Raw genomic sequence first — 22,475 nt, forward strand, 5'->3', positions numbered from 1 at the left:
GCTCCTGCTCGGTCGCGGTCACGGTTGTCCTCCAGGTCGACGCGGCGGGTGGTGCGCGACCAGTGTCCCCGACGGGCCCTGTGGGCGGGGGACGTGTCCGGCACGTTGCGGGGAGGTCACGTTCTGCTGCACGGGACCACCGGGCGTGACGCGCCGACCCGGTACCGCCGCGCGATCGGCGGCGTGCGGGTTAGGGTCGAATGCACCACCCAGGACGGGAGATGCGCCATGACGGAGCCCACACGCCGCTTCGGCGGTGGCGGTGAGCGGGACGCCCGCCACCTCGCTGCCCTCGAGGAACAGCTCGGAGCGGCCCGGACCCGACTCGCCCAGGTCAGCGAAAAGAACGACCGGCTGGCCTCCACGTTGCGCGAGGCCCGCGACCAGATCGTCGCGCTGAAGTCCGAGGTCGACCGGCTCGGCCAGCCGCCGGCCCAGTTCGCCACCTTCCTGCAGGTCGGTGGCGAGGACGGGACGGCGGACATCATGTCGGCCGGCCGGCGGATGCGCGTGGCGGTCAGCCCCGCCGTCGACCTGGACTCGCTGCAGCCCGGTCAGGACGTGATGGTCAACGAGGCGATGAACGTCGTCGCCGCGTTCGACTACGAGCGCACGGGGGAGCTGGCGTCGGTCAAGGAGGTCCTCGCGGACGGGCGGGCGCTCGTGCTGGCCCGCGCCGACGAGGAGCGCGTGGTGCGGCTGGCGGGCCCGTTGCTGGACGGGCCGCTGCGGGTCGGGGACTCCCTGACCATCGACACCCGGTCGGGGTTCGCCTTCGAGCGCATCCCCAAGGCCGAGGTCGAGGAGCTGGTCCTGGAGGAGGTGCCGGACATCGACTACGAGGACATCGGTGGTCTGGGCCCGCAGATCGAGGCCATCCGCGACGCGGTCGAGCTGCCGTTCCTGCACGCGGACCTGTTCCGCGAGCACGGGTTGCGGCCCCCGAAGGGGATCCTGCTGTACGGCCCGCCCGGCTGCGGGAAGACGCTCATCGCCAAGGCGGTGGCGAACTCGCTGGCGAAGAAGGCCGCCGAGCTGCGCGGGCAGACGCACGCCAACGCGTACTTCCTCAACATCAAGGGCCCGGAGCTGCTCAACAAGTACGTCGGGGAGACCGAGCGGCACATCCGGCTGATCTTCGCCCGGGCGCGGGAGAAGGCCAGCGGCGGCACGCCCGTCGTCGTCTTCTTCGACGAGATGGAGTCGCTCTTCCGCACCCGCGGGTCGGGGGTCTCCTCGGACGTCGAGACGACGATCGTGCCGCAGCTCCTCTCGGAGCTGGACGGCGTGGAGCGGCTGGAGAACGTCATCGTCATCGGGGCCTCGAACCGCGAGGACATGATCGACCCCGCGATCCTGCGGCCCGGGCGCCTGGACGTGAAGATCAAGATCGAGCGTCCGGACGCCGAGAGCGCCGGGCAGATCTTCTCCAAGTACCTGACGCCGGACCTGCCGCTGCACGCCGACGACCTCGCGGTGAACGGCGGGGACGCGCAGGCGACGGTGGACGCGATGATCCAGGCGACGGTGGAGCGCATGTACACCGACACCCCGGAGAACGAGTTCCTCGAGGTGACCTACGCCGGCGGTGACAAGGAGGTCCTCTACTTCAAGGACTTCAACTCCGGCGCGATGATCCAGAACATCGTCGACCGCGCGAAGAAGATGGCCATCAAGGACCTGCTGACCTCCCAGCAGCGGGGCCTGCGGGTCGAGCACTTCATGAGCGCGTGCATCGACGAGTTCAAGGAGAACGAGGACCTGCCGAACACGACGAACCCGGACGACTGGGCGCGCATCTCCGGCAAGAAGGGGGAGCGGATCGTCTTCATCCGCACCCTCATGCAGGGCAAGAAGGGCACCGAGGCGGGCCGGTCGATCGACACGGTCGCCAACACGGGGCAGTACCTCTAGACGCCCACCCGTTCCGCCGTGGGCCGCACCCGGGGTTGCCGGGGTGCGGCCCACGGCGCGTGCAGGAGCCACGGCACCCGGGTCAGCGGCGTCCGCAGGGGCAGGCAGACCGCGAGCGCCGCGGCGACGAGCAGCACGGGGGCGACCAGCGACAGCGGGGCGGCCAGGGCGGTGCCGGCGGCGGGGGCGAGGGCCAGGACGAGGACGCCCAGGACGATCTCGTGGGTGACGTAGACGGGCAGCGTGCGGCGGCCGACGTCGGCCAGGGCGCGACCGGTGCGGGTGGGGGCCAGCCGGACGGCGACGGCGCAGCCGGCGACGACGGCCGCGGCGCCGACCAGGAGGCGGACGCCGGGGACCTGGGTGAGGCCGAGCCCGGTGACGGCGAGCGCGAGGGCCCCGGTGGCGCCCGCGCCCACGGCGACCAGGGTCGGGCCGGGAACGCTCGCGCTGGAACGCAGGGCGAGGTCGCGCAGTCGCAGCCCGGCCGCGAAGAAGATGAAGAGCGTGAAGACGTCGCTCCAGACGAAGGAGTGGCGGACGAGCTGGCCCGGTCCGAAGACGGCGGCGAGGACCGCGGCGGCGGGCAGCAGGACGGCGGTGGGGACGGCCCGCAGCAGCCGTCCGGCGGGGAGGTACAGGGCGAGGGCGAGCAGGTACCAGGCGCCGTTGCCGGGCAGCAGGACGGTGTCGTCGAGCCAGCCGCGGACGCCGGTGGGCAGGTCGTCGCGGGCGTAGGGCAGTGCGGTGAAGGCGAGGAAGGCGGCGGTGGCCCACAGCAGGTAGACCCACAGGTCGTTGCCCACCCGGCGGCGGAGCAGGTCCGGCCAGGGCCGCTGGACGGCGCGGACGGCCAGGAGGCCGGAGAGGAAGAAGAACAGCGGCATCCGCAGCAGGCGCAGGGTCTCGTTGAGCGCGGTCCACGCGGGGTGGCCCAGGCCCTCGGCCGTGGCGAAGAGGACGGCGTGGTGGGTGACGACGAGGACGATGGCGGCGCCGCGGGCGGTGTCGACCCAGTCCAGACGAGCGGTCACGGGTGTGGTCGGGCGGGGGCTCGGGGTCACGGGTCTCCGTCACGGTGGCTCGCGACCCCACAGCGGGATCACGGTGCGGTCACAGGGCGGGCCGGATCCTGCCACCACCGCGGCCAGTGGTCCAAGAGCTGCCGGGTGTCGGGCACGAACGGCCACGCGGGGTCGTCCAGAAGTCGACGCAGGGTGGCCGGATCCTCCCACCACGCGTCGGTGACCTCGCTGGGCTGCAGGGTGAGCGGGGTGCCGTCCCAGCGGGCCTCGTAGACGAACGCGAGGTAGTGGGTGGCCTCGTCGCGGTACCAGCGGGTCAGGACGGGGGTCAGGGGGAGGTCCAGACCGAGCTCCTCGCGCAGTTCGCGGCGGGCCGCCTCCGGGGGCGCCTCGCCGGCGTCGACGACGCCTCCGGCGAAGCAGTCGTGGGCGCCGGGGTTGACGTCCTTGGTCTCGGTGCGGCGGTGCACCAGGACGCGACCGTCGGGGTGGCGCAGGAGCACCCCGGTCGCGGCGTGGGGGAGGTTGCGGGCGCGGACCTCGGTCCGCGGGGCGGTCCCGGTGACGCGTCCGGTGGCGTCGGAGGGGTCGTAGAGGTCGACGATCTCGCTCACCGTGACGAGAGTACGACGGTGCGTCGGAGGTCGCGGTGCCGGTGCGACGCAGGGTGGACGTGGGGTGCCTCGCACCTGGGCCCTGAGGGGGACTCCCCGGGCCGGAGCACGGCTTAGTGTGACCGCGTGCGAGCCCTCACCCGTCCCCGAACCGCCCGTGGCCCCGCCCGCCCCGCGGCCCGGGTCCTGTCCGTCGCCGCCGTCGGGACGGTCGCCGCGCTCGTCGTGGCCGGGTGCAGCTCGGGGGACGACGCCACGAAGATCGGCACCGGCGAGGCGACCCGCGGCGACGTCCAGCAGGTCGTCGACGCCGCCGGGCAGGTCCAGCCGCGGGCGTCCTCGGTGCTGACCGCCCCCGCGGCCGGGTCGGTCGCGACGCTGGCGGTGACCGACGGCCAGGAGGTGCAGGCCGGCCAGGTGCTCATGACGATCGACTCCCCGTCGGCCGAGCAGGCGCTGGAGCAGGCGAAGTCCGCCGACGCCGAGGCGGCCCGGAGCGGGTCGGGTTCGGGGTCGGGGTCGGCGATGACGCCGTCGCAGCTGTCGGCGGCCCAGCGCTCGGCCCAGCGCGACGCCGAGGCCCGGTTCGCCGACGCCGAGGCGCAGGCGCGCACGATCGCGGACCCGGCGGCCCAGGCCGCGGCGCTGGCGGCGGTGCAGTCCTCCCGCACGCAGTACCAGCTGCTGGCGTCCCAGACGCAGGCGCTCGTCGACCAGGTCAACGCGGGCCTGGGCAACCTCGACACCGCGGTGGCCTCCCTGGGCTCGGCCCAGCGGGTGCAGACGCGCGCGGCCGTCGCGGCCGCGCAGGCCACGGTCGACGCCCTCACCGTCACGGCACCCATCTCCGGGCGGGTCTCCCTCGGCGCCTCCGGCGGTGGTGGCGGCTCGTCCCTGCCCGCCGGGGCCGAGCAGCTGCTCGCCGGCAGCGGTCTGTCGCTGCCCTCGGGCGCCGGCGCGGGCGCGGACACCTCCGCTGCCGGGGCGCCCGTCCTGACCCAGGGGGCGGCGGTCTCGCAGGGGTCGACCCTCGTCACGGTCATCGACGCCTCGACGTTGAGCCTGACCGCCGACGTCGACGAGACCGACGTGCTCCTGGTGACCCCGGGGGTGAAGGCGCAGGTGGCGGTGGACGCCGTCGACGGCGCGGAGTACCACGGCACCGTCACGAGCGTCGACCCCACGGCCAAGAGCGGCAGCGGCGGATCGGTGACGTACACGGTGCGGCTCAGCTACGACGGCGGCACCGGACCCGACGGCGCCCCGGCGGCCACGCCGCTGCCGGGGATGAGCGCGACGGTGTCCCTCGTCGTGAAGAGCGTGACCGGGGTGGTCGAGGTCCCCGCCTCGGCGATCCTGCGCGCCGGGTCCCCGCACGGGTCCAAGGACTCCGACAGCGTCTGGGTCGTCAGCGGCGGCAAGGCCGAGCGGCGCGACGTGACGGTCGGCGTGCGCGGCGACGCCGACGTGGAGATCAGCGAGGGGCTGCGGCAGGGCGAGCGGGTCGTCACCGACGGGGCCGCCGACGTCACCCCCGGGCAGCAGGTCTCGTGACCCACGGCACCACCGACCGGACCGGACCGGCCGGGGCCGCCACGGCCGCCGCCGCCATCGAGGCCGTCGACGTCACCCGCTCCTACCGGTTCGGTGACACCACCGTCGACGCGCTGCGCGGGGTCAGCTTCACCGTGGCAGAGGGGGAGTACGCCGCCATCATCGGGCCCAGCGGGTCCGGCAAGTCCACGCTCATGCACCTGCTCGGCTGCCTGGACCGCCCCACCTCGGGCGTGCTGCGCGTGGGCGGGCGCACCGTCGCCGAGCTGTCCGACGCCGAGCTGGCCGAGCTGCGCAACCGGGAGATCGGGTTCGTGTTCCAGGCGTTCCAGCTGCTGCCGCGTTCCAGCGCGCTCGACAACGTCGGCCTGCCGCTGCTGTACCGCGGGGTCAAGGCGCCCGAGCGCAAGGAGCGCGCCGCGGCGGCGCTGCAGTCGGTGAACCTCGGGCACCGCCTCACCCACCGGCCCACCCAGATGTCCGGCGGTGAGCAGCAGCGCGTCGCCATCGCCCGCGCCCTCGTGGGCGAACCGCGCATCCTGCTGGCCGACGAGCCGACGGGAAACCTGGACTCCCGCAACGGCGCCGAGGTCATGCGGATCCTGGAGGAGCTGAACTCCGAGCGCGGCGTCGCCGTCGTGCTGGTCACCCACGACGACGAGGTGGCCGGCCGCGCGCGCCGGCAGGTCCGGGTCCGCGACGGCCTCGTCGAGCACGACTCCTCGGTCGGTGCGGTGGGGGAGGCGTGAAGGGCTGGGAGGCGTTCCGCGTCGCGCTGGACGCGTTGCGCGGCAACCGGGTGCGCAGCCTGCTGACGATGCTCGGCATCATCATCGGGATCGCCGCCGTCATCGTCGTCGTCTCGATCGGGTCCGGGGCGCGGCAGCAGATCGAGTCGCAGGTCGAGGGCCTGGGCTCCAACCTCATCCTCGTCGTGCCCGGGCAGTTCGACACGAACAACCTGGGCAACAACGCCGCCGCGACGTCGACGATGCAGATCAAGGACGGGCAGGTGCTGGCCGACGTCGTCGGCGACCCGCGCGCCGTCACGGCCCGCGTGACGACGGGGGCGCAGGTGCGGGCCGGCACCCGCGAGCAGTTCACGACCATCCAGGGCGCCGACCAGAACCTCCCGCAGGTCCTGACCCGGCCCGTCGCCGACGGGCAGTACTTCACCTCCGTCGACGTCGACTCCCGCCGCCGGGTCGCGGTCCTGGGCGCGCAGGCCGCGAAGAACCTGTTCCCCGGCCTCGACCCCGTCGGGCGGCAGGTGACCGTCAACGGGACGCGCTTCGAGGTCATCGGCGTGCTCGCCGAGCAGGGGGAGAGCTTCGGCGTCTCCCTCGACAACGAGATCCACATCCCCATCACCACGGCCCAGCGGCTGTTCTCCCTGGACCGCGTCGACGCGTTCGCGGTCAAGGCGCCGTCGGCCTCGCAGGTGCCGCAGCTGTCCGAGGAGCTGTGGCGGGCGATGAAGGCGCAGTACCCCGACCAGACGTTCTCGGCGGTGACGCAGACGCAGATCCTCGGCGTCATCGGCCAGATCCTCGGGTTGCTGACGGCCGTGCTCGCCGCCATCGCGGGCATCTCGCTGCTCGTCGGCGGGGTGGGGGTCTCCAACATCATGCTCGTCTCGGTCCGGGAGCGGACGCGGGAGATCGGGTTGCGCAAGGCCCTCGGTGCCCGCCAGCGCGACGTCCTCGTGCAGTTCCTCGTCGAGGCCGTCCTGCTGACGAGCGTCGGCGGGGTCATCGGCATCGTCATCGGGGTCGCCGTCTCGGTCGGGGTCGACGAGCTCTCCCCGCTGCCGGCCGTCATCGAGTGGTGGAGCCCCGTGGTGGCCTTCGTGGTCTCCGCCGCGGTCGGGATCTTCTTCGGCGTGTTCCCCGCGCGCCGCGCCGGGCGGCTGGACCCGGTGGTGGCGCTGCGGACCGAGTAGGACCCGGCGCGAGGGGCCCACGTAGGGTCGCGGCATGACGGTGCGCCGCGTGGTGGGGATCGAGACGGAGTACGGGATCTCGGTCCCCGGCGATCCCGGGGCGAACCCGATGCTGCTGTCGGCGCAGGTCGTGAACGCGTACGCCACGGCGACGGCGGGTGGACGGTCGCGGCCGCGCTGGGACTACGAGGACGAGGCCCCGTTGCGGGACGCGCGCGGTTTCGAGGTCGACCGCGCCCGGGCCCACCCCTCCCAGCTCACCGACGCCCCTCGCCGGGCGGCGCCCAACGCCTCCGACGTGGTGAGCGCGGAGACCGAGGACCCCACGATGGCCAACGTCATCCTCACCAACGGGGCGCGCTTCTACGTCGACCACGCCCACCCCGAGTACTCCTCCCCGGAGGTCCTCACCCCGCGCGACGCGGTGCGGTGGGACCGGGCGGGGGAGCTGATCCTGCTGGAGTCGCTGCGCCGGGTCGCGGCCACGCCCGGGCTGACGCCGGTGACGATCTACAAGAACAACACCGACGGCAAGGGCGCCTCCTACGGCACCCACGAGAACTACCTCATGAACCGCGCGACGCCGTTCGGCGACGTCGTGCGCCACCTCACGCCGTTCTTCGTCTCCCGGCAGGTCTTCACCGGCGCCGGCCGTGTCGGGCTGGGCCAGGACTCCCGGGAGGCCGGGTTCCAGATCAGCCAGCGCGCCGACTTCTTCGAGGTCGAGGTCGGCCTGGAGACGACGATGAAGCGGCCCATCATCAACACCCGCGACGAACCGCACGCGACCGTGGAGAAGTACCGGCGCCTGCACGTCATCGTCGGCGACGCCACGATGTGCGAGGTCGCCACGCTGCTGAAGGTCGGCACCACCTCCCTGGTCCTGGCGATGCTGGAGGACGGCTGGCTGGAGCGCAGCCCGGCCGGGGACCTGCCGCTGACCGAACCGGTCCGCGCCCTGCACGAGGTGTCCCACGACCCGGGCCTGACCCACCTCGTCCGGCTGCGCGACGGTCGCCGGATGAGCGCCGTGCAGCTGCAGTGGGCCTACCTGGAGGCCGCGAAGGCCTACGTCGAGGACCGCTACGGCGCGGACGTCGACGCCGACACCGCCGAGGTCCTCGCGCGCTGGGAGCAGGTGCTGGGCCGGCTGGAGACCGACGTGTTCTCCGCGGCGCGCGAGGTGGACTGGATCGCCAAGATGCGCCTGCTGGAGGGCTACCGCTCCCGCGACGGGCTGGACTGGGACAACGCCCGCCTGCAGGCCGTGGACCTGCAGTGGTCCGACGTGCGTCCCGAGAAGGGCCTGCACCGCAAGCTGGCCGAGCGTGGTCAGGTCGAGACGCTCCTGGGCGAGGAGGAGGTCCGCCACGCCGTGGACCACCCCCCGACGGACACCCGCGCCTACTTCCGCGGGGAGTGCCTGGCGCGGTACGGCGCCCGGGTCGCCGCCGCGAGCTGGGACTCGGTGATCTTCGACGTCGCCGGCCGCGGCGCGCTGCAGCGGGTCCCGACCCTGGAACCGCTGCGCGGGACCCGCGAGCACGTCGGGGCGCTGCTGGACCGCTGCGAGACCGCCGAGGACCTCGTGGCGGCGCTCACCGGGTGACGTGCGGCGCAGATCGGGCCGCGGGACCGGGTGCGGGGTTAGTGTCGGGACAGGAACCGGACCGGCTGGTCCGGTGGGGTCCGACACGTCAGGGGGAGCCAGCCATGCCTGGACAGGAGCAGCAGCGCCCGAGCCGGCGCGAGGACGAGAACGAGGACGTCCCCGCGGTCCCCGCCCAGGGGTCGGGCCAGACGTCCGCCAAGAGCTCCGAGACCGACGCCGACGTCGACGCCCTGCTCGACGAGATCGACGAGGTCCTGGAGTCCAACTCCGAGGAGTTCGTGCGCGGCTTCGTGCAGAAGGGCGGCCAGTAGGCCCCCGCCGGACCCTCGCGTGGTGCGCCCCCGCGGGGCGCACCGGGCGCGGGTAGGGTCGCTGGGGTGAACCACTCCAGCGACCAGTCGGGACGGTTGCCGGCCGCGTTCCTGCGGCCCGGGTCGTCGTCCTTCACCGAGTTCGTGCGCGAGTACTCGCCGGACGTCCTGCCCGCGGCCCGCGTGCTGCCCGCCGGTGCGCTGCCCGGCGGCGGCCCGGGAGCGGGGGAGGCCCCGCACGCCACCACGATCGTCGCGCTGGTCTTCGCCGACGGGGTCGTCATGGCCGGGGACCGCCGCGCCACCGCGGGCCCGATGATCGCCCAGCGCGACATCACCAAGGTGTTCCAGACCGACGAGCACTCCTGCGCCGGGATCGCCGGCGTCGCGGGGCTGGCCGTGGAGATGATCCGGCTGTTCCAGGTCGAGCTGGAGCACTTCGAGAAGCTCGAGGGGACGCTGATGTCCTTCGAGGGCAAGGCGAACCGCCTCTCGACCATGATCCGCGGCAACCTCGGCCTGGCCATGCAGGGCCTGGCCGTCGTCCCGCTGTTCGCCGGGTACGACCTCGACGCCGGCCGCGGCCGCATCGTCGGCTACGACGTGACCGGCGGCCGTTCCGAGGAGCGCGACCACCACACCGTGGGGTCCGGGTCGATCTTCGCCCGCGGCGCGCTGAAGAAGCTGTACCGGCCGGGCATGAGCGAGGCCGAGACCGTCCGCGTGGCCGTGGAGGCCCTGTGGGACGCCGCCGACGACGACTCCGCCACCGGCGGCCCGGACCTGCTGCGCAAGATCTGGCCGGTCGTCGGCGTCGTCACGGCCGCCGGGTTCCGCAAGGTGCCCGACGCCGAGCTCGAACCCGTCGTCGAGGCCGTCGTGGCCGGCCGGCGGGGCAACCCCGGGGGCAACCCCGGCATCACGGGACAGGAGGCCTGAGCGATGAGCGTCCCCTTCTACGTCTCGCCCGAGCAGTTGATGAAGGACAAGGCCGACTACGCGCGCAAGGGGATCGCGCGCGGACGGGCCGTCGTCGTCGTCGCCTGCGCCGACGGCATCGTCTTCGCCTCCGAGAACGCCTCCCGGGCACTGCACAAGATCTCCGAGATCTACGACCGCGTCGCCTTCGCCGCCGTCGGCAAGTACAACGAGTTCGAGAACCTGCGGGTGGCCGGCGTCCGGTACGCCGACGTGCGCGGGTACTCCTACGACCGCTCCGACGTCACCGCGCGGGGGCTGGCCAACGCCTACGCCCAGACGCTCGGCGCCATCTTCACCACCGAGTCCAAGCCCTACGAGGTCGAGATCGTCGTCGCCGAGGTCGGCCGCACCCCCGAGACCGACCAGGTCTACCGCCTCACCTACGACGGCTCGGTCGCCGACGAGCACGGGTTCGTCGCGATGGGCGGTTCGGCCGAGCAGATCACCGCCAAGCTGCGGGAGCGGTGGGAACCGGGGCTGTCCCTGGCCCAGGCGCTGCAGCTGGCCGTGGAGGCCCTGGGCTCGGACGCGGCCGCCGAGGCCGCCGGCCAGGGGCCGCGGCCCATCGCCGCCGACCAGCTCGAGGTCGCCGTCCTGGACCGCAGCCGCGAGCGCCGGACGTTCCGCCGGCTCACCGGACCGGTCCTGGCGGGGCTGCTCACCCCCGTCGGCTAGAGGAGTCCAGTTCGCGCGTCTCGCTGCGCCGCACGGCGCCCGTGTGCCTAAGGTGGGGAAATGGATCGCCGGATCTTCGGGCTGGAGACGGAGTTCGGCGTCACCTGCGCCTTCGAGGGACAGCGCAAGCTGTCCCCGGACGAGGTGGCGCGGTACCTGTTCCGCAAGGTCGTGTCGTGGGGCCGTTCGAGCAACGTGTTCCTCAAGAACGGGGCACGTCTGTACCTGGACGTGGGCTCGCACCCCGAGTACGCCTCGCCCGAGTGCGACGACGTGCGCCAGCTGGTCGTGCACGACCGGGCCGGTGAACGGACCCTGGAAGGCCTGCTGGTCGACGCCGAGCGGCGGCTGGAGGAGGAGGGGATCGCCGGGGAGGTGTTCCTCTTCAAGAACAACACCGACTCGGCGGGCAACTCCTACGGCTGCCACGAGAACTACCTGGTGTCCCGGCACGGGGAGTTCGGCCGGCTCTCCGACGTCCTCATCCCGTTCCTGGTCTCCCGCCAGCTCATCGTCGGGGCCGGCAAGGTCGTCCAGACCCCCCGCGGCGCGGTGTACTCGCTCTCCCAGCGCGCCGACCACATCTGGGAGGGCGTCTCCAGCGCGACGACCCGCAGCCGCCCGATCATCAACACCCGCGACGAGCCGCACGCCGACGCCGAGCGCTACCGGCGCCTGCACGTCATCGTCGGCGACTCGAACATGTCCGAGACCACGACGATGCTCAAGCTCGGCGCGACCGACCTCGTCCTGCGGATGGTCGAGGAGGGCGTGCCGCTGCGCGAGATGACGATGGAGAACCCGATCCGGGCGATCCGGGAGATCTCGCACGACCTGACGGGCCGCAAACCGGTCCGGCTGGCCAACGGCCGCGAGGCCAGCGCGCTGGAGATCCAGGGCGAGTACCTGGAGCGGGCCAAGGAGTTCGTCGAGCACCGCGGGCTGCAGACGCCGACCGTGAAGCGCGTCCTGGACCTGTGGGAGCGGGCGCTGCGGGCGGTGGAGACGCAGGACTTCTCCCTCGTCGACCGCGAGGTCGACTGGGTGATCAAGAAGAAGCTGCTCGACCGGTACATGGCCAAGCACGACCTGCCGCTGACGTCGGCGCGCATCGCGCGGCTCGACCTGGCCTACCACGACATCCACCGCGGTCGCGGGCTGCACTACATGCTCGCCAACCGGGGCATGGCCGAGCGGGTCTGCTCGGACATCGAGGTCTTCGAGGCCCTGAGCGTCCCGCCGCAGACGACGCGCGCCAAGCTGCGCGGGGACTTCGTGCGGGCCGCGCAGGAGAAGCGCCGGGACTTCACGGTGGACTGGGTGCACCTCAAGCTCAACGACCAGGCCCAGCGGACCGTCCTGTGCAAGGACCCGTTCAAGGCCGTCGACGACAGAGTGGAACGGCTCATCGACAGCATGTGAGGGACGGTCGGCGGACGCCCAGGGTCCGCGGTTAGGCTGACCCGGTTCGACCCGTCGATGAGTGAGGACCTTCGTGCGCCGCCGTACCGCCCTGATGTCCGCGTCCGCCGCCCTGGCGATGTCCCTGCTGGGCGCGTGCGCGTCCGAGGGCGACACCCCGACCCCGAGTGAGCAGACCGCCTCGGCGTCCGCGTCGGCGAACACGATCGAGCCGGCGGTGACCGACGACGCGCTGCCCGTCCAGGTCAGCGGCGAGGTCAACCCCGACGTCAAGCCGACGGTCGCCATCACCGCGCCGCTGTCGGTGACGGAGACGTCGCGCAAGATCGTGGCCAAGGGCACCGGTCCGGTCGTGGAGGCCACCGACAAGATCGCCTTCGCCTACACCCTGTACGCCGGGTCGACGGGCGAGGAGCTGGACTCCAGCTACGGCAAGACGCCCGCCCGCTTCGACCTGCCCAAGATCACCATGGGTCTGGCCCGCGGCTTCGTCGGCACCAACGTCGGCGACCGCGTCGTCATCGCCATCGCGCCCAGCGACGGGTTCGGCGACGCCGTGAAGAACTTCGGCAAGGAGAACGTCGACGCGAGCACCACGATCGTCGTCGTCGCCGACGTCGTGAAGATCGTCCCCACCACGGCCGAGGGCACCCCGGTGACCCCGCCGGCCGGGCTCCCGACCGTCGTGGCGAACGACAAGGGCGTCCCCACCGGGTTCACGATCACCGACGAGACGCCCCCGGCGAACCTCGTCGTCCAGCCGCTCATCGAGGGCACCGGCCCGGCCGTCACCTCGGGCATGAACCTGTCCGTGCAGTACCTCGGCGCGCGGCTCGCGGACGGGCAGGTCTTCGACCAGTCCTGGTCCAAGGGTCAGCCGTTCTCCTTCGTCATCGGGCAGAAGAACGTCATCGAGGGCTGGGACGCCGGGCTCATCGGGCAGAAGATCGGCAGCCGCGTCGAGCTCGTGATCCCCGCCGCCCAGGCCTACGGCGACGAGCCGGCCAACCCGGGCGCGCCCGCCGGGGCCCTCGTCTTCGTCGTCGACATCCTCGACGGGTTCTGACCCGCGCAGTCCTGACCCGACCAGGCCCGCGGGTCCCGGCGTGGACCCGTGGGTAGGGTCGGGGCATGAGCGAACGCACCAAGCCCGAAGTGGACTTCCCCGAGGGCGAACCGCCCACGGACCTCGTCATCACCGATGAGATCGTCGGCGACGGGACCGAGGCGACCGCCGGCAAGACCGTCAGCGCCCACTACGTGGGTGTGGCGTTCAGCACCGGCGAGGAGTTCGACTCCTCCTGGAACCGCGGCCAGCCGCTCGACTTCCCCGTCGGTGCCGGCATGGTCATCCAGGGCTGGGACCAGGGCCTGCTGGGCATGAAGGTCGGCGGCCGCCGCAAGCTGGTCATCCCGCCGCACCTGGGTTACGGCGATCGCGGCGCCGGTGGCGCCATCAAGGGCGGCGAGACCCTGATCTTCGTCGTCGACCTCGTCGACGTGAAGTGATCTGACACCTGACGAGACCCCCGGTGCCGTGCGGCGCCGGGGGTCTCGTCACGTCCGGGCCAGCAGGGACGCTGCGTGCCGCCCGGCGGCCGCGGCGACGAGGAAGCTGGCCCGGTCCTGCTCGAGCCCGCGACCCATCGTCGACAGCCGCACCGGGCTGGTGGCCAGCGCCTCGTCCAGGCCCGTGGCCGCGACCTCGACGTAGCGGTGCCGCCCGCACAGCGACCGCGCCTGCTCCCGCACGCCGTCGTGGAACGCGCCCGCGACGTCGGGGACGGGCACGTCGACGGGAGCCAGCGCGACACGCCCGACCGCCGTCAGGGAGTGGTGCGACACGCCCCGGTGCCGGGGACGGGCATCTGCCTCGGACACGCGCAGCGCCGCCACGGGTCGCCCACCCAGCACGGCGGCCGCGTTGAGCGCCTCACCCGCCGCCACGCCCGAGAACCCCCACCGCGACCCCGTGCCGAGGTTGCCCGGGCCCTGGGCCACGACGACGACGTCGGCGCCGGCCACGAGCCGGGCGGTGAGCAGCCCGGTGTGGACGGTGGCGGTCTCCAGGTCCCCGCCGAACGCCTGGCCCGTGGTGACGCAGGCCGCGATCCAGCCCGCCTCCCGCAGCCCGGCGACCGCCCGGGAGAACGCGGCGGGCAACGCCCCGCCGTCGGTCATGACGTACGCGACGCGCGCGTCCGGGGCGTCGGCGCGGATGCCGGCCACCACCGCGGGCAGTGCCGAGTGCAGGTCGGCCACGACGACGGGGGTACCGCCGAGGTCGTCGGCGTCGGCGAGCAGCCCGTGGTGCCCGGACTCCTGGTCGTCGGCGCCGAGGACCATCGTCTGCAGGGGTGTGTACCGGGCCTTGACGAGGTGCCCCGGGCCGGGCGGCGGGTCCTCGGGCAGCCGGTCGGGCAGGGCCACGACGAGCGCGTAACCGCCGGTGCCGAGCCCGCGGGCCAGGGCGGAGACGTTGAGCAGCACCCGGTCGCCGGGGACGGGCGTGCCGACGAGGTCGGGGTGGGCCAGTGCCTTGACCTCAGTGCCGGCCTCCGGCCCGGACGTAAGGGTGGTGTACAGCTCGAGGGACCCGGCCCACGCCGACCCGAGCCGGTTGACCGTTGCAGAACGCCACCTGATCGTCACGCTCCGAGCGTACGCAGGCTGCGCGCGGGCGTGGTTCCGGTAGCGTCCACCGCACCATGACGCAGATCTCCGGTGGCTCTCCGGCAGTGGGCGCGCAGCCCGGTGGAGCGGCGGCCGCCGCCCGCGGCGCCCGTCGCACCGAGCGGTTGCTGAACCTCGTCATCGCCCTGTCGGCCACCCGCCGCTGGCTGACCAAGGAGCAGATCCGCACCGCCGTCCCGCAGTACGCCGACTGCGCCACCACCGTCGCCTTCGAGCGCATGTTCGAGCGCGACAAGGAGGACCTGCGCGAGCTCGGCGTCCCGCTGGAGACCGGCGGGGAGGACGCCTTCTTCGAGGACGAGGCCGGCTACCGGATCGACCGGGAGGCCTACGCGCTGCCCGAGATCCGCTTCACCCCCGGCGAGCTGGCCGTCCTGTCCCTGGCCAGCCGCGTCTGGCAGCAGGCCAGTCTCGCCGGCCCGGCCACCCGCGCCCTCGTCAAGCTGCGCAGCCTCGGCGTCGAACCGGACGAGAGCTCCCTCATCGGCGTCGAACCGCGCGTGCGGACGGCCGAACCGGCCTTCGACCCCCTCTACGCCGCGACGCGGGACCGCACCCCCGTGCAGTTCACGTACCGCCGCGCCGGCGGTGAACCGGCCGTGCGGCACGTCGAACCGTGGGCGATCGTGTCCTGGCACGGGCGCTGGTACCTCGTCGGGCACGACCGGGACCGGCAGGCCACCCGCGTGTTCCGGCTCTCCCGCGTGGCCTCGGCGGTCAAGCGCATCGGCCGTCCCGGCTCCTACGAGGTGCCGGAGGGCATCGACCCGCGCGAGGTCGTCGGTCGCAGCGTCGGCCCGGTGCAGACCCGCCAGGCGCACCTCCTCGTCCGCTCCGGCGCCGGGCTCGCGGTCCGGCGTCGCGCGCGGTCGGTCGAACCCCGCTCGGAGGCGGAGGACCTCGTGGTGCTCGACGTCAGCGACGTGGAGGTGGCCGCGGACGAGCTCGCCGCCTACGGGGCCGACGTCGTCGTGCTCGAACCCGAGGACCTGCGCGAGGCCGTCCTGCGACGGCTGCGGGGAGCGGCGGGGGTGCGCGCGTGACCGGCAACGCCTCCACCGAACGGCTGTCGCGGCTGCTGGCGATGGTCCCGTACCTGCTGACGCACCAGGGCATCCCCGTGGACGAGGCCGCCGAGCACTTCGGCATCACGCAGGACGACCTCGTCCACGACCTCGAGCTGCTCTTCGTCTGCGGCACCCCCGGGCACCTGCCCGACGACCTCATCGACGCGCGCTGGGAGTCCGGGCACGTCTACCTGTCCAACGCGGACCCGATCGCCCGACCCGCGCGCCTGGCCGTCGACGAGGCCGTCGCCCTCCTCGTGGGGCTGCGGACGCTGGCCGAGGTCCCCGGTCTGCACGACCGGGAGGCCCTCGAGGGCGCGATGGCCAAGCTGTCGGAGGCGACGGGGGAGGCCGGGGGAGCTGCCAGCGCTGTCGCCCGCGCCGTCGCCGTCGACGTCAGCGACTCCTCCAGCGCCGTCGTCCTGGAGACCGCGCGGCTGGCCCTGCGCGAGCACCGCCGCCTGCACCTCAGCTACCTCGTGCCCAGCCGCGACGAGCGCACCGAACGCGACGTGGACCCCATGCGGCTCGTCAGCGTCGAGGGTCGCTGGTACCTGGAGGCCTGGTGCCACCGCGCCGAGGGCGTCCGGCTGTTCCGGGTCGACCGCATCGAGGCCGCGACCGTCCTCGACGCCGACGGGACCCCGCCCCCGCAGGCCGAGTCCCGGGACGTAGCCACGGACCTGTTCCGCCCCAGCCCGGACGACCTCGTCGTGACGGTCGACCTCGCGCCGCAGGCCGCCTGGGTCGTGGACTACTACCCCGTCGACGCCGTCGAGGACGCCCCCGAGGACGCCTGGGAGGAGGCCTCGCTGCGGGTGCGGATGCGCACGGCGGACACCTCCTGGGTGCACCGGCTGCTGCTGCGGCTGGGAGCCGGAGCCCGCGTCGTCGACCCGCCGGAGCTGGCCGTGCAGGTCCGTGACGCAGCGTTGAAGGCCCTGGCGCGTTACGCCTGAAACGTTGGTCTCACCGGGTTGGCCCAACGCGCACCACACGCGCCCGCGACCTGTCAAGGTCGGGTCGAAATCCCTGTTCAAGGGATCGGCGGAGCGTGCCGAAGCAGTGGTTGTCGGACGGCGGGGTCGCCGCCGGACCAACACCACGAACGAGAGGTGCACGACATGACCACGATCAAGGCTTCCTGCCCCTGCTGCGGCGACGTCGAGCTCACGCCCAAGCAGGTCCGCCTCGTGGTGTGCTCGGCCAAGGAGCGCTCCTTCTACGCGTTCGGCTGCCCCAAGTGCAAGGACGAGGTCCGCAAGCCGGCCGGCGAGGACGTCGTGGCGCTGCTCGTCTCCGGCGGTGTCGCCGTCGAGCGCTGGACGATCCCGGCCGAGGCCATGGAGACGCACACCGGCTCGACCATCGCCTGGGACGACGTCCTCGACTTCGCCCTCGTGCTCGACTCCTGCGACGACCTCGCCTCCCTCGCCGGCCGCGGCCTGCGCACGGTGCGCTGAGCTCGACCTCCACACCTCTCGAAGAGCCGCTCAGCGGACGCGCACAGCGTCCGCGGAGCGGCTCTCGTGCGTCCGGGGTCGTGCGGACGGTCCCTGGGAGTCACCGGTGAATCCGCCCGGGACGTCGCGGAACGGTGCCGATCGGAGGACTCGACGCGCATGCTTGTCCCACGGCCGCCCCCGGGCGACGTACGATGGCCGCGCTACGACCGACACTGGAGGACTGATGTTCCGCAACCTCGTCGACCACCCGTGGGTGCTCGTCATCCTCGTCGTCCTGATCATCGCGCTCTTCGGCAGCAAGCGTCTGCCCGACGCCGCCCGTGGCCTGGGTCGCTCGATGCGCATCTTCAAGTCCGAGGTCAAGGAGATGAAGAACGACGGCAAGGAGGAGACCAAGACGTCTCCCTCCACCACGGCCGCCGCTCCCACCTTCACCAAGGACAACGAGCCGACCGCGCTCGAGGCCAAGCTCGCCGCCGAGGACGCGGCGCAGAAGAACGCCGAGCAGCAGTCGCGCGCCTCCTGACCCGCGCCGCACCGAGCACCCGCCGCTGACATGGCCGTCACCACCGTCCGCCGACGCCGCACGCCCAAGGACCCCGAGGGGCGCATGCCCCTCATGGACCACCTGAGGGAACTGCGCAACCGCGCCGTCAAGGCGGGGATCTTCCTCGTCCTCGGGAGCATCCTGGGCTGGTTCCTCTGGAGCGGGTGGACCGAGGACGTCTGGAAGGTCGGTTCGTTCAGGGGCGGCATCTTCGGGCTGCTCCAGCAGCCGATCCTGGATGCGGCCCACGGCAAGGGCTCGCTGATCACGATCAACTTCGGCCAGGTGGGCTCGGCCTTCGACTTCGCCATCAAGGGCGCCATCTGGGTGGGCGTCATCGTCTCCAGCCCCTTCTGGCTGTGGCAGTTCTGGGCGTTCATCACCCCGGGGTTGACACGCAAGGAGAAGCGGTACGCGGTGGGTTTCATCGGGGCAGCGGTGCCGCTCTTCCTGATGGGGGCTGCCATCGCCTACTCGGTGCTGCCGAACGCCATGAAGTTCCTCATCGGCTTCACCCCGGCTGACGGCTCGAACGTCATCGACGCGCAGATCTACCTGAGCTTCTGCATGCGCATCATCCTGGCCTTCGGCCTCGGGTTCCTGCTCCCCGTCGTCCTCGTGGGCCTGAACTTCGCCCACCTGGTCTCGGGCAAGGCGATCGTCAAGCAGTGGCGCATCAGCGTCTTCCTGAGCTTCCTGTTCTCGGCCCTCGTGACGCCGACCTCGGACATCACGACCATGCTGCTCCTGGCCCTGCCGCTGCTCGTCCTGTTCGGCATCGCGATGGTCATCTGCGTCCTCAACGACCGACGTCGCGAGAAGAACTCGCCCGAACCGGACTACGGCAACCTGTCCGACGACGAAGCCAGCACCATCTGACGCACGTGAGCTCCAGGGGGCGGGTCGGCCTCCTCGTGAACCCGACGGCGGGTCGCGGGGACGGCCGCGCCGCGGGGACACGGGTCCTGCAGACGCTGCGGTCGCTGGGCCACGACGTCACCGACCTGTCCGGTCCGGACCTGCCGCACGTCTCCCGCACGGCCCGCGAGCGCACGGCCGAGTTCGAGGCCCTCGTCGTCGTGGGCGGGGACGGGCTGGTCCACGCGGGTGTGGAGGCCGTCGCCGGTACGGGGACTCCGCTGGGGATCGTGCCGGCCGGGACGGGCAACGACATCGCCCGCGGTCTCGACCTGACCCTGGGCGACCCGGTCGCCGCCGCGGAGTCGGTCGCCCGCGCCCTGCACGCCGGCAGCCACCGCCGCGTCGACGCCGTGCGCGTCGAGCACGCCGGCGGGACGGGCTGGTTCGCCAGCATCCTGGCCGCGGGCGTGGACGCCCTCATCAACGAACGCGCCAACGCCTGGCGCTGGCCCAAGGGCCCGGCCCGGTACACCCTGGCCGCCCTGCGCGAGCTCGCCGTCGTGCGGGGGCTGCCGGTGCGGGTGACCCTCGACGGCGTCGCGCACGAGCTCGACTCCCTGCTCGTCGCGGTCGCCAACACCCGCTGCTACGGCGGCGGCATCCTCATGGCCCCGGACGCCGACCCCACCGACGGGCTCCTGGACGTCGTCGTCGTCGACCGGCTGAGCCCCGTCGCGGCGTTGCAGCTGTTCCCGAGGGCGCGCAGGGGCCGCCACCTCGGTCTGCCCGAGGTCAGCGTGCACCGCGCGCGGCGCGTCGTCCTGGAACCGCTCGACGCCGAGGTCCGGCCGCGGCCCTACGCCGACGGCGAACCCCTCGGCGGCGCGCCCGTGACCTGCGAGGTCGTGCCGGGGGCGCTGACCGTCCTGGCGTGAGCGGGTGCCGGTACCACGATGTACTGTCGCGACCATGGCAAGCCCCGCGGAACGCTACGCGGCAGCGCGCCGTCGCACCGAGGAGTCCCGCACCGAGCTTGCGCAGTTCGCCGGCACCCTCGGGTTCGACCTCGACGGTTTCCAGCTGCAGGCGTGCCAGGCCCTCGAGTCCGGCCGCGGCGTCCTCGTGGCCGCCCCGACCGGCGCCGGCAAGACGGTGGTGGGGGAGTTCGCCGCCCACCTGGCGCTGCGCACCGGTCGCAAGGCGTTCTACACGACGCCCATCAAGGCCCTGTCGAACCAGAAGTACGCCGAGCTCGTCGCCCGTCACGGTTCCGGCGCGGTCGGTCTGCTCACCGGCGACAACTCGGTCAACGGCGAGGCGCCCGTCGTCGTCATGACGACCGAGGTGCTGCGCAACATGCTCTACGCCGGGTCCTCCCTGCTCGACGGGCTCGGGTACGTGGTCATGGACGAGGTCCACTACCTCGCCGACCGTTCCCGAGGGGCCGTGTGGGAGGAGGTGATCATCCACCTGCCCTCCGACGTCGTCGTCGCCTCGCTGTCGGCGACCGTCAGCAACGCCGAGGAGTTCGGCGCGTGGCTGGACACCGTGCGCGGAGACACCGAGGTGGTGGTCTCCGAGCACCGGCCCGTCCCCCTGTGGCAGCACCTGCTCGTCGGGAACCGGCTGTACGACCTGTTCACCGACCCCGACGGCGACCCACTCGAGGGTGACGAGGGGTCCCTCGTGCCCGGCGCGATCGTGAACCCCGAGCTCGTCGCGATGTCGCGCCAGCAGATCCGCACCGACCGGCTCGCCTCCCACCCCGGTCGCGGGCGGCGCCGCGGGCAGGCGCGTCCCGCGCCCCGTGGTGGTGGGGGCGGTGGGACCCGTGTCGGCGGTGGGCAGCGCCCCGTCTCCCGCGCGCAGGTGCTCGACACCCTGGACCAGGCGGGGCTGCTGCCCGCCATCACCTTCATCTTCAGCCGCGCAGGCTGCGACGCCGCCGTCGAGCAGTGCGTGGCGTGGGGGCTGCGGCTCACGACCCCCGAGGAGGGCCAGGAGATCCGCGCCCTCGCCGAGGAGCGCTGCGCCGAGATCCCCAGCTCCGACCTGGCCGTGCTCGGGTACTGGGGCTGGCTCGAGGGGCTCGAACGGGGGCTGGCCGCGCACCACGCGGGGATGCTGCCGGTGTTCAAGGAGACCGTCGAGCACCTGTTCGCCCGCGGGCTGGTCAAGGCCGTGTTCGCCACCGAGACGCTCGCCCTCGGCGTCAACATGCCGGCGCGCTCGGTCGTGCTGGAGAAGCTCGTGAAGTGGAACGGGCAGACCCACGTGGACGTGACACCGGGGGAGTACACCCAGCTCACCGGCCGCGCGGGCCGCCGGGGGATCGACGTCGAGGGCCACGCCGTCGTCGTCTGGTCCGGCGGCACCGACCCCGAGGCCGTCGCCGGGCTCGCCTCCCGCCGCACGTTCCCGCTGCGCTCCAGCTTCCGCCCGACGTACAACATGGCCGTCAACCTCGTCGAGCAGGTCGGCCGCGAACGCGCCCGCGACATCCTCGAGACGTCGTTCGCGCAGTTCCAGGCCGACCGCGCCGTCGTCGGGCAGGCCCAGCAGATCAAGAACCAGACCGAGGCCCTCGCCGGGTACACCGAGGCGATGGAGTGCCACCTCGGGGACTTCCGCGAGTACTTCGCGCTGCGGCAGGCCATCAGCGACCGGGAGAAGGAGCTCTCGCACGTCGGCGCCGCGGCCCGGCGGGCGCAGGCCCGGGCCAGCGTGGAGAACCTGTCCCGCGGGGACGTCGTCCGGCTGCCCGGCGGTCGCCGCTCGTCGTTCGGCGTCGTGCTGGACCTGGTGCCCGGCAAGGGTTTCGACGGCCCTTCACCCCGGATCCTGTCCCAGGACCGCCAGGTGCGGACCATCGACGCCCACGACTTCACCGGCGCCGTCGACCCGGTCGCGCGGGTCCGGATCCCGAAGACCTTCAACTGGCGGTCCCCGCAGGAGCGGCGTGACCTCGCGTCCTCGCTGCGCAACGCGCTCGCCGAGACCGGCGGGGGAGACCCGCCGCCGCGGCGCCGGCAGGGGTCGGGGTCGGGCGAGGACGCCGAACTCGTCCGCCTGCGCGAGGCCGTGCGCGCGCACCCGTGCCACGGCTGCGCCGACCGCGAGGAGCACGCCCGCTGGGCCGTGCGCGAGGAGAAGCTGCGCCGCGACACCCAGGGGCTGCAGCGCAAGGTCGAGGGGCGCACCGGCACCATCGCGCGCACCTTCGACCGCGTCTGCGACCTGCTCGCCGAGCTCGGCTACCTCACGGCGGACGGCCTCGCCGTCACCGACGCCGGCCGCACCTTGCGGCGGATCAACGCCGAGACCGACCTCCTCGTGGCGCAGTGCCTGCGCGAGGGTGCCTGGGCCGGTTTGCCGCCGGCCGACCTGGCCGCCGCCGTGTCGACGCTCGTGCACGAGTCGCGACGCGACGAGGGCGGGCGCCCGGACCGCATCCCGCGGCGCACCGAGCAGGCCATCGCCACGACCCACCGGTTGTGGAGCGACCTCACCGACCGTGAGGACCACCACAAGGTGCCCATGACGCGCGAACCGGACCCCGCGCTGGCCTGGGCCGTCCACCGGTGGGCCAGCGGGCACCGCCTCGACGCCGTGCTGCGCGAGGCCGACCTCGCGGCGGGGGACTTCGTCCGCCGCTGCAAGCAGCTGGTCGACCTCCTGGACCAGATCGGGTCGGCCTCGCTCGACCCGGCCGTCCGGTCCGCCGCCCGCGACGCCGTCGACGTCGTCCGCCGCGGGGTCGTCGCCCACACCTCGCTCACCGAGGCCTGAC

Annotated in this window: 21 protein-coding genes; 18 read left to right on the top strand and 3 right to left on the bottom strand. The window is 73.1% G+C overall.

Annotation, left to right across the window (positions count from 1 at the left end; translation table 11 throughout):
* Positions 1-228 precede the first annotated feature (228 nt).
* Entirely contained in the window at positions 229-1,914 is a 1,686-nt protein-coding gene (gene arc, locus ACFEMC_RS09990; RefSeq protein ID WP_380175918.1) for a proteasome ATPase, read from the top strand.
* Here the strand turns inward: arc and ACFEMC_RS09995 are convergent.
* Together ACFEMC_RS09995 and ACFEMC_RS10000 are read right to left on the bottom strand one after the other, a co-directional pair.
* Entirely contained in the window at positions 1,911-2,978 is a 1,068-nt protein-coding gene (locus ACFEMC_RS09995; RefSeq protein ID WP_380175920.1) for an acyltransferase family protein, read from the bottom strand. The two genes, arc and ACFEMC_RS09995, sit on opposite strands and share 4 nt — an antisense overlap.
* 38 nt (positions 2,979-3,016) lie before the next feature.
* Positions 3,017-3,553: an NUDIX hydrolase gene (locus ACFEMC_RS10000; RefSeq protein ID WP_380175922.1), complete on the bottom strand. Its 537-nt coding sequence runs from the start codon at positions 3,551-3,553 to the stop codon at positions 3,017-3,019.
* A gap of 126 nt (positions 3,554-3,679) precedes the next feature.
* Here ACFEMC_RS10000 and ACFEMC_RS10005 point away from each other — a divergent pair, with 126 nt between their 5' ends.
* The 10 genes from ACFEMC_RS10005 (at position 3,680) to ACFEMC_RS10050 (ending at position 13,559) form a co-directional block, all read left to right on the top strand.
* Entirely contained in the window at positions 3,680-5,107 is a 1,428-nt protein-coding gene (locus ACFEMC_RS10005) for an efflux RND transporter periplasmic adaptor subunit (RefSeq protein WP_380175924.1), read from the top strand.
* Positions 5,104-5,856, top strand: coding sequence for an ABC transporter ATP-binding protein (locus ACFEMC_RS10010; protein WP_380175926.1), 753 nt, complete (start codon positions 5,104-5,106; stop codon positions 5,854-5,856). Before ACFEMC_RS10005 ends, ACFEMC_RS10010 begins: the two co-directional genes overlap by 4 nt.
* A complete protein-coding gene (locus ACFEMC_RS10015; protein WP_380175928.1) occupies positions 5,853-7,049 on the top strand; it encodes an ABC transporter permease in 1,197 nt (398 codons plus the stop codon). The genes ACFEMC_RS10010 and ACFEMC_RS10015 overlap by 4 nt, the downstream gene beginning before the upstream one ends.
* Before the next feature lie 34 nt (positions 7,050-7,083).
* The gene (gene dop, locus ACFEMC_RS10020) at positions 7,084-8,658 is read left to right on the top strand and encodes a depupylase/deamidase Dop (RefSeq protein WP_380175930.1); all 1,575 of its coding nucleotides are present in this window, start codon (positions 7,084-7,086) and stop codon (positions 8,656-8,658) included.
* A 104-nt stretch (positions 8,659-8,762) separates the two neighbouring features.
* On the top strand, positions 8,763-8,972 hold the full coding sequence (locus ACFEMC_RS10025; RefSeq protein ID WP_380175932.1) for a ubiquitin-like protein Pup: 210 nt from the start codon (positions 8,763-8,765) through the stop codon (positions 8,970-8,972).
* 66 nt (positions 8,973-9,038) lie between these two features.
* Complete coding sequence (gene prcB, locus ACFEMC_RS10030) at positions 9,039-9,911, top strand: proteasome subunit beta (protein WP_380175934.1); 873 nt, start codon at positions 9,039-9,041, stop codon at positions 9,909-9,911.
* A 3-nt stretch (positions 9,912-9,914) separates the two neighbouring features.
* Positions 9,915-10,628, top strand: a complete 714-nt coding sequence (prcA, locus tag ACFEMC_RS10035) for a proteasome subunit alpha (protein ID WP_367638844.1) — start codon at positions 9,915-9,917, stop codon at positions 10,626-10,628.
* 60 nt (positions 10,629-10,688) lie between these two features.
* Positions 10,689-12,050 (top strand): Pup--protein ligase, encoded by a 1,362-nt coding sequence (gene pafA, locus ACFEMC_RS10040; protein WP_380175937.1) that lies wholly within the window; start codon positions 10,689-10,691, stop codon positions 12,048-12,050.
* A gap of 73 nt (positions 12,051-12,123) precedes the next feature.
* Positions 12,124-13,116 (top strand): FKBP-type peptidyl-prolyl cis-trans isomerase, encoded by a 993-nt coding sequence (locus ACFEMC_RS10045; RefSeq protein WP_380175939.1) that lies wholly within the window; start codon positions 12,124-12,126, stop codon positions 13,114-13,116.
* 65 nt (positions 13,117-13,181) lie between these two features.
* Positions 13,182-13,559, top strand: coding sequence for an FKBP-type peptidyl-prolyl cis-trans isomerase (locus tag ACFEMC_RS10050; protein WP_367638841.1), 378 nt, complete (start codon positions 13,182-13,184; stop codon positions 13,557-13,559).
* A 48-nt stretch (positions 13,560-13,607) separates the two neighbouring features.
* Here ACFEMC_RS10050 and ACFEMC_RS10055 read toward each other — a convergent pair whose 3' ends face one another.
* Positions 13,608-14,702: a DUF3866 family protein gene (locus ACFEMC_RS10055; protein ID WP_380175942.1), complete on the bottom strand. Its 1,095-nt coding sequence runs from the start codon at positions 14,700-14,702 to the stop codon at positions 13,608-13,610.
* A gap of 56 nt (positions 14,703-14,758) precedes the next feature.
* Here ACFEMC_RS10055 and ACFEMC_RS10060 point away from each other — a divergent pair, with 56 nt between their 5' ends.
* From ACFEMC_RS10060 to ACFEMC_RS10090, 7 genes are all read left to right on the top strand, one after another.
* Positions 14,759-15,787: a helix-turn-helix transcriptional regulator gene (locus ACFEMC_RS10060; protein ID WP_380175944.1), complete on the top strand. Its 1,029-nt coding sequence runs from the start codon at positions 14,759-14,761 to the stop codon at positions 15,785-15,787.
* Entirely contained in the window at positions 15,784-16,770 is a 987-nt protein-coding gene (locus tag ACFEMC_RS10065; protein ID WP_380175945.1) for a helix-turn-helix transcriptional regulator, read from the top strand. Before ACFEMC_RS10060 ends, ACFEMC_RS10065 begins: the two co-directional genes overlap by 4 nt.
* Before the next feature lie 165 nt (positions 16,771-16,935).
* Positions 16,936-17,274: a hypothetical protein gene (locus ACFEMC_RS10070; RefSeq protein WP_366172368.1), complete on the top strand. Its 339-nt coding sequence runs from the start codon at positions 16,936-16,938 to the stop codon at positions 17,272-17,274.
* 226 nt (positions 17,275-17,500) lie between these two features.
* Positions 17,501-17,803, top strand: a complete 303-nt coding sequence (tatA, locus tag ACFEMC_RS10075; protein WP_380175948.1) for a Sec-independent protein translocase subunit TatA — start codon at positions 17,501-17,503, stop codon at positions 17,801-17,803.
* Positions 17,804-17,833: 30 nt separating this feature from the next.
* A complete protein-coding gene (tatC, locus tag ACFEMC_RS10080; protein WP_380175950.1) occupies positions 17,834-18,703 on the top strand; it encodes a twin-arginine translocase subunit TatC in 870 nt (289 codons plus the stop codon).
* A 5-nt stretch (positions 18,704-18,708) separates the two neighbouring features.
* Positions 18,709-19,620: a diacylglycerol/lipid kinase family protein gene (locus ACFEMC_RS10085; protein ID WP_380175952.1), complete on the top strand. Its 912-nt coding sequence runs from the start codon at positions 18,709-18,711 to the stop codon at positions 19,618-19,620.
* A 34-nt stretch (positions 19,621-19,654) separates the two neighbouring features.
* Positions 19,655-22,474, top strand: a complete 2,820-nt coding sequence (locus tag ACFEMC_RS10090; RefSeq protein WP_380175954.1) for a DEAD/DEAH box helicase — start codon at positions 19,655-19,657, stop codon at positions 22,472-22,474.
* Position 22,475: the final 1 nt, after the last annotated feature.

The sequence above is a fragment of the Kineococcus sp. DHX-1 genome, assembly GCF_042473625.1.
In the GTDB taxonomy this organism is placed as follows: domain Bacteria; phylum Actinomycetota; class Actinomycetes; order Actinomycetales; family Kineococcaceae; genus Kineococcus.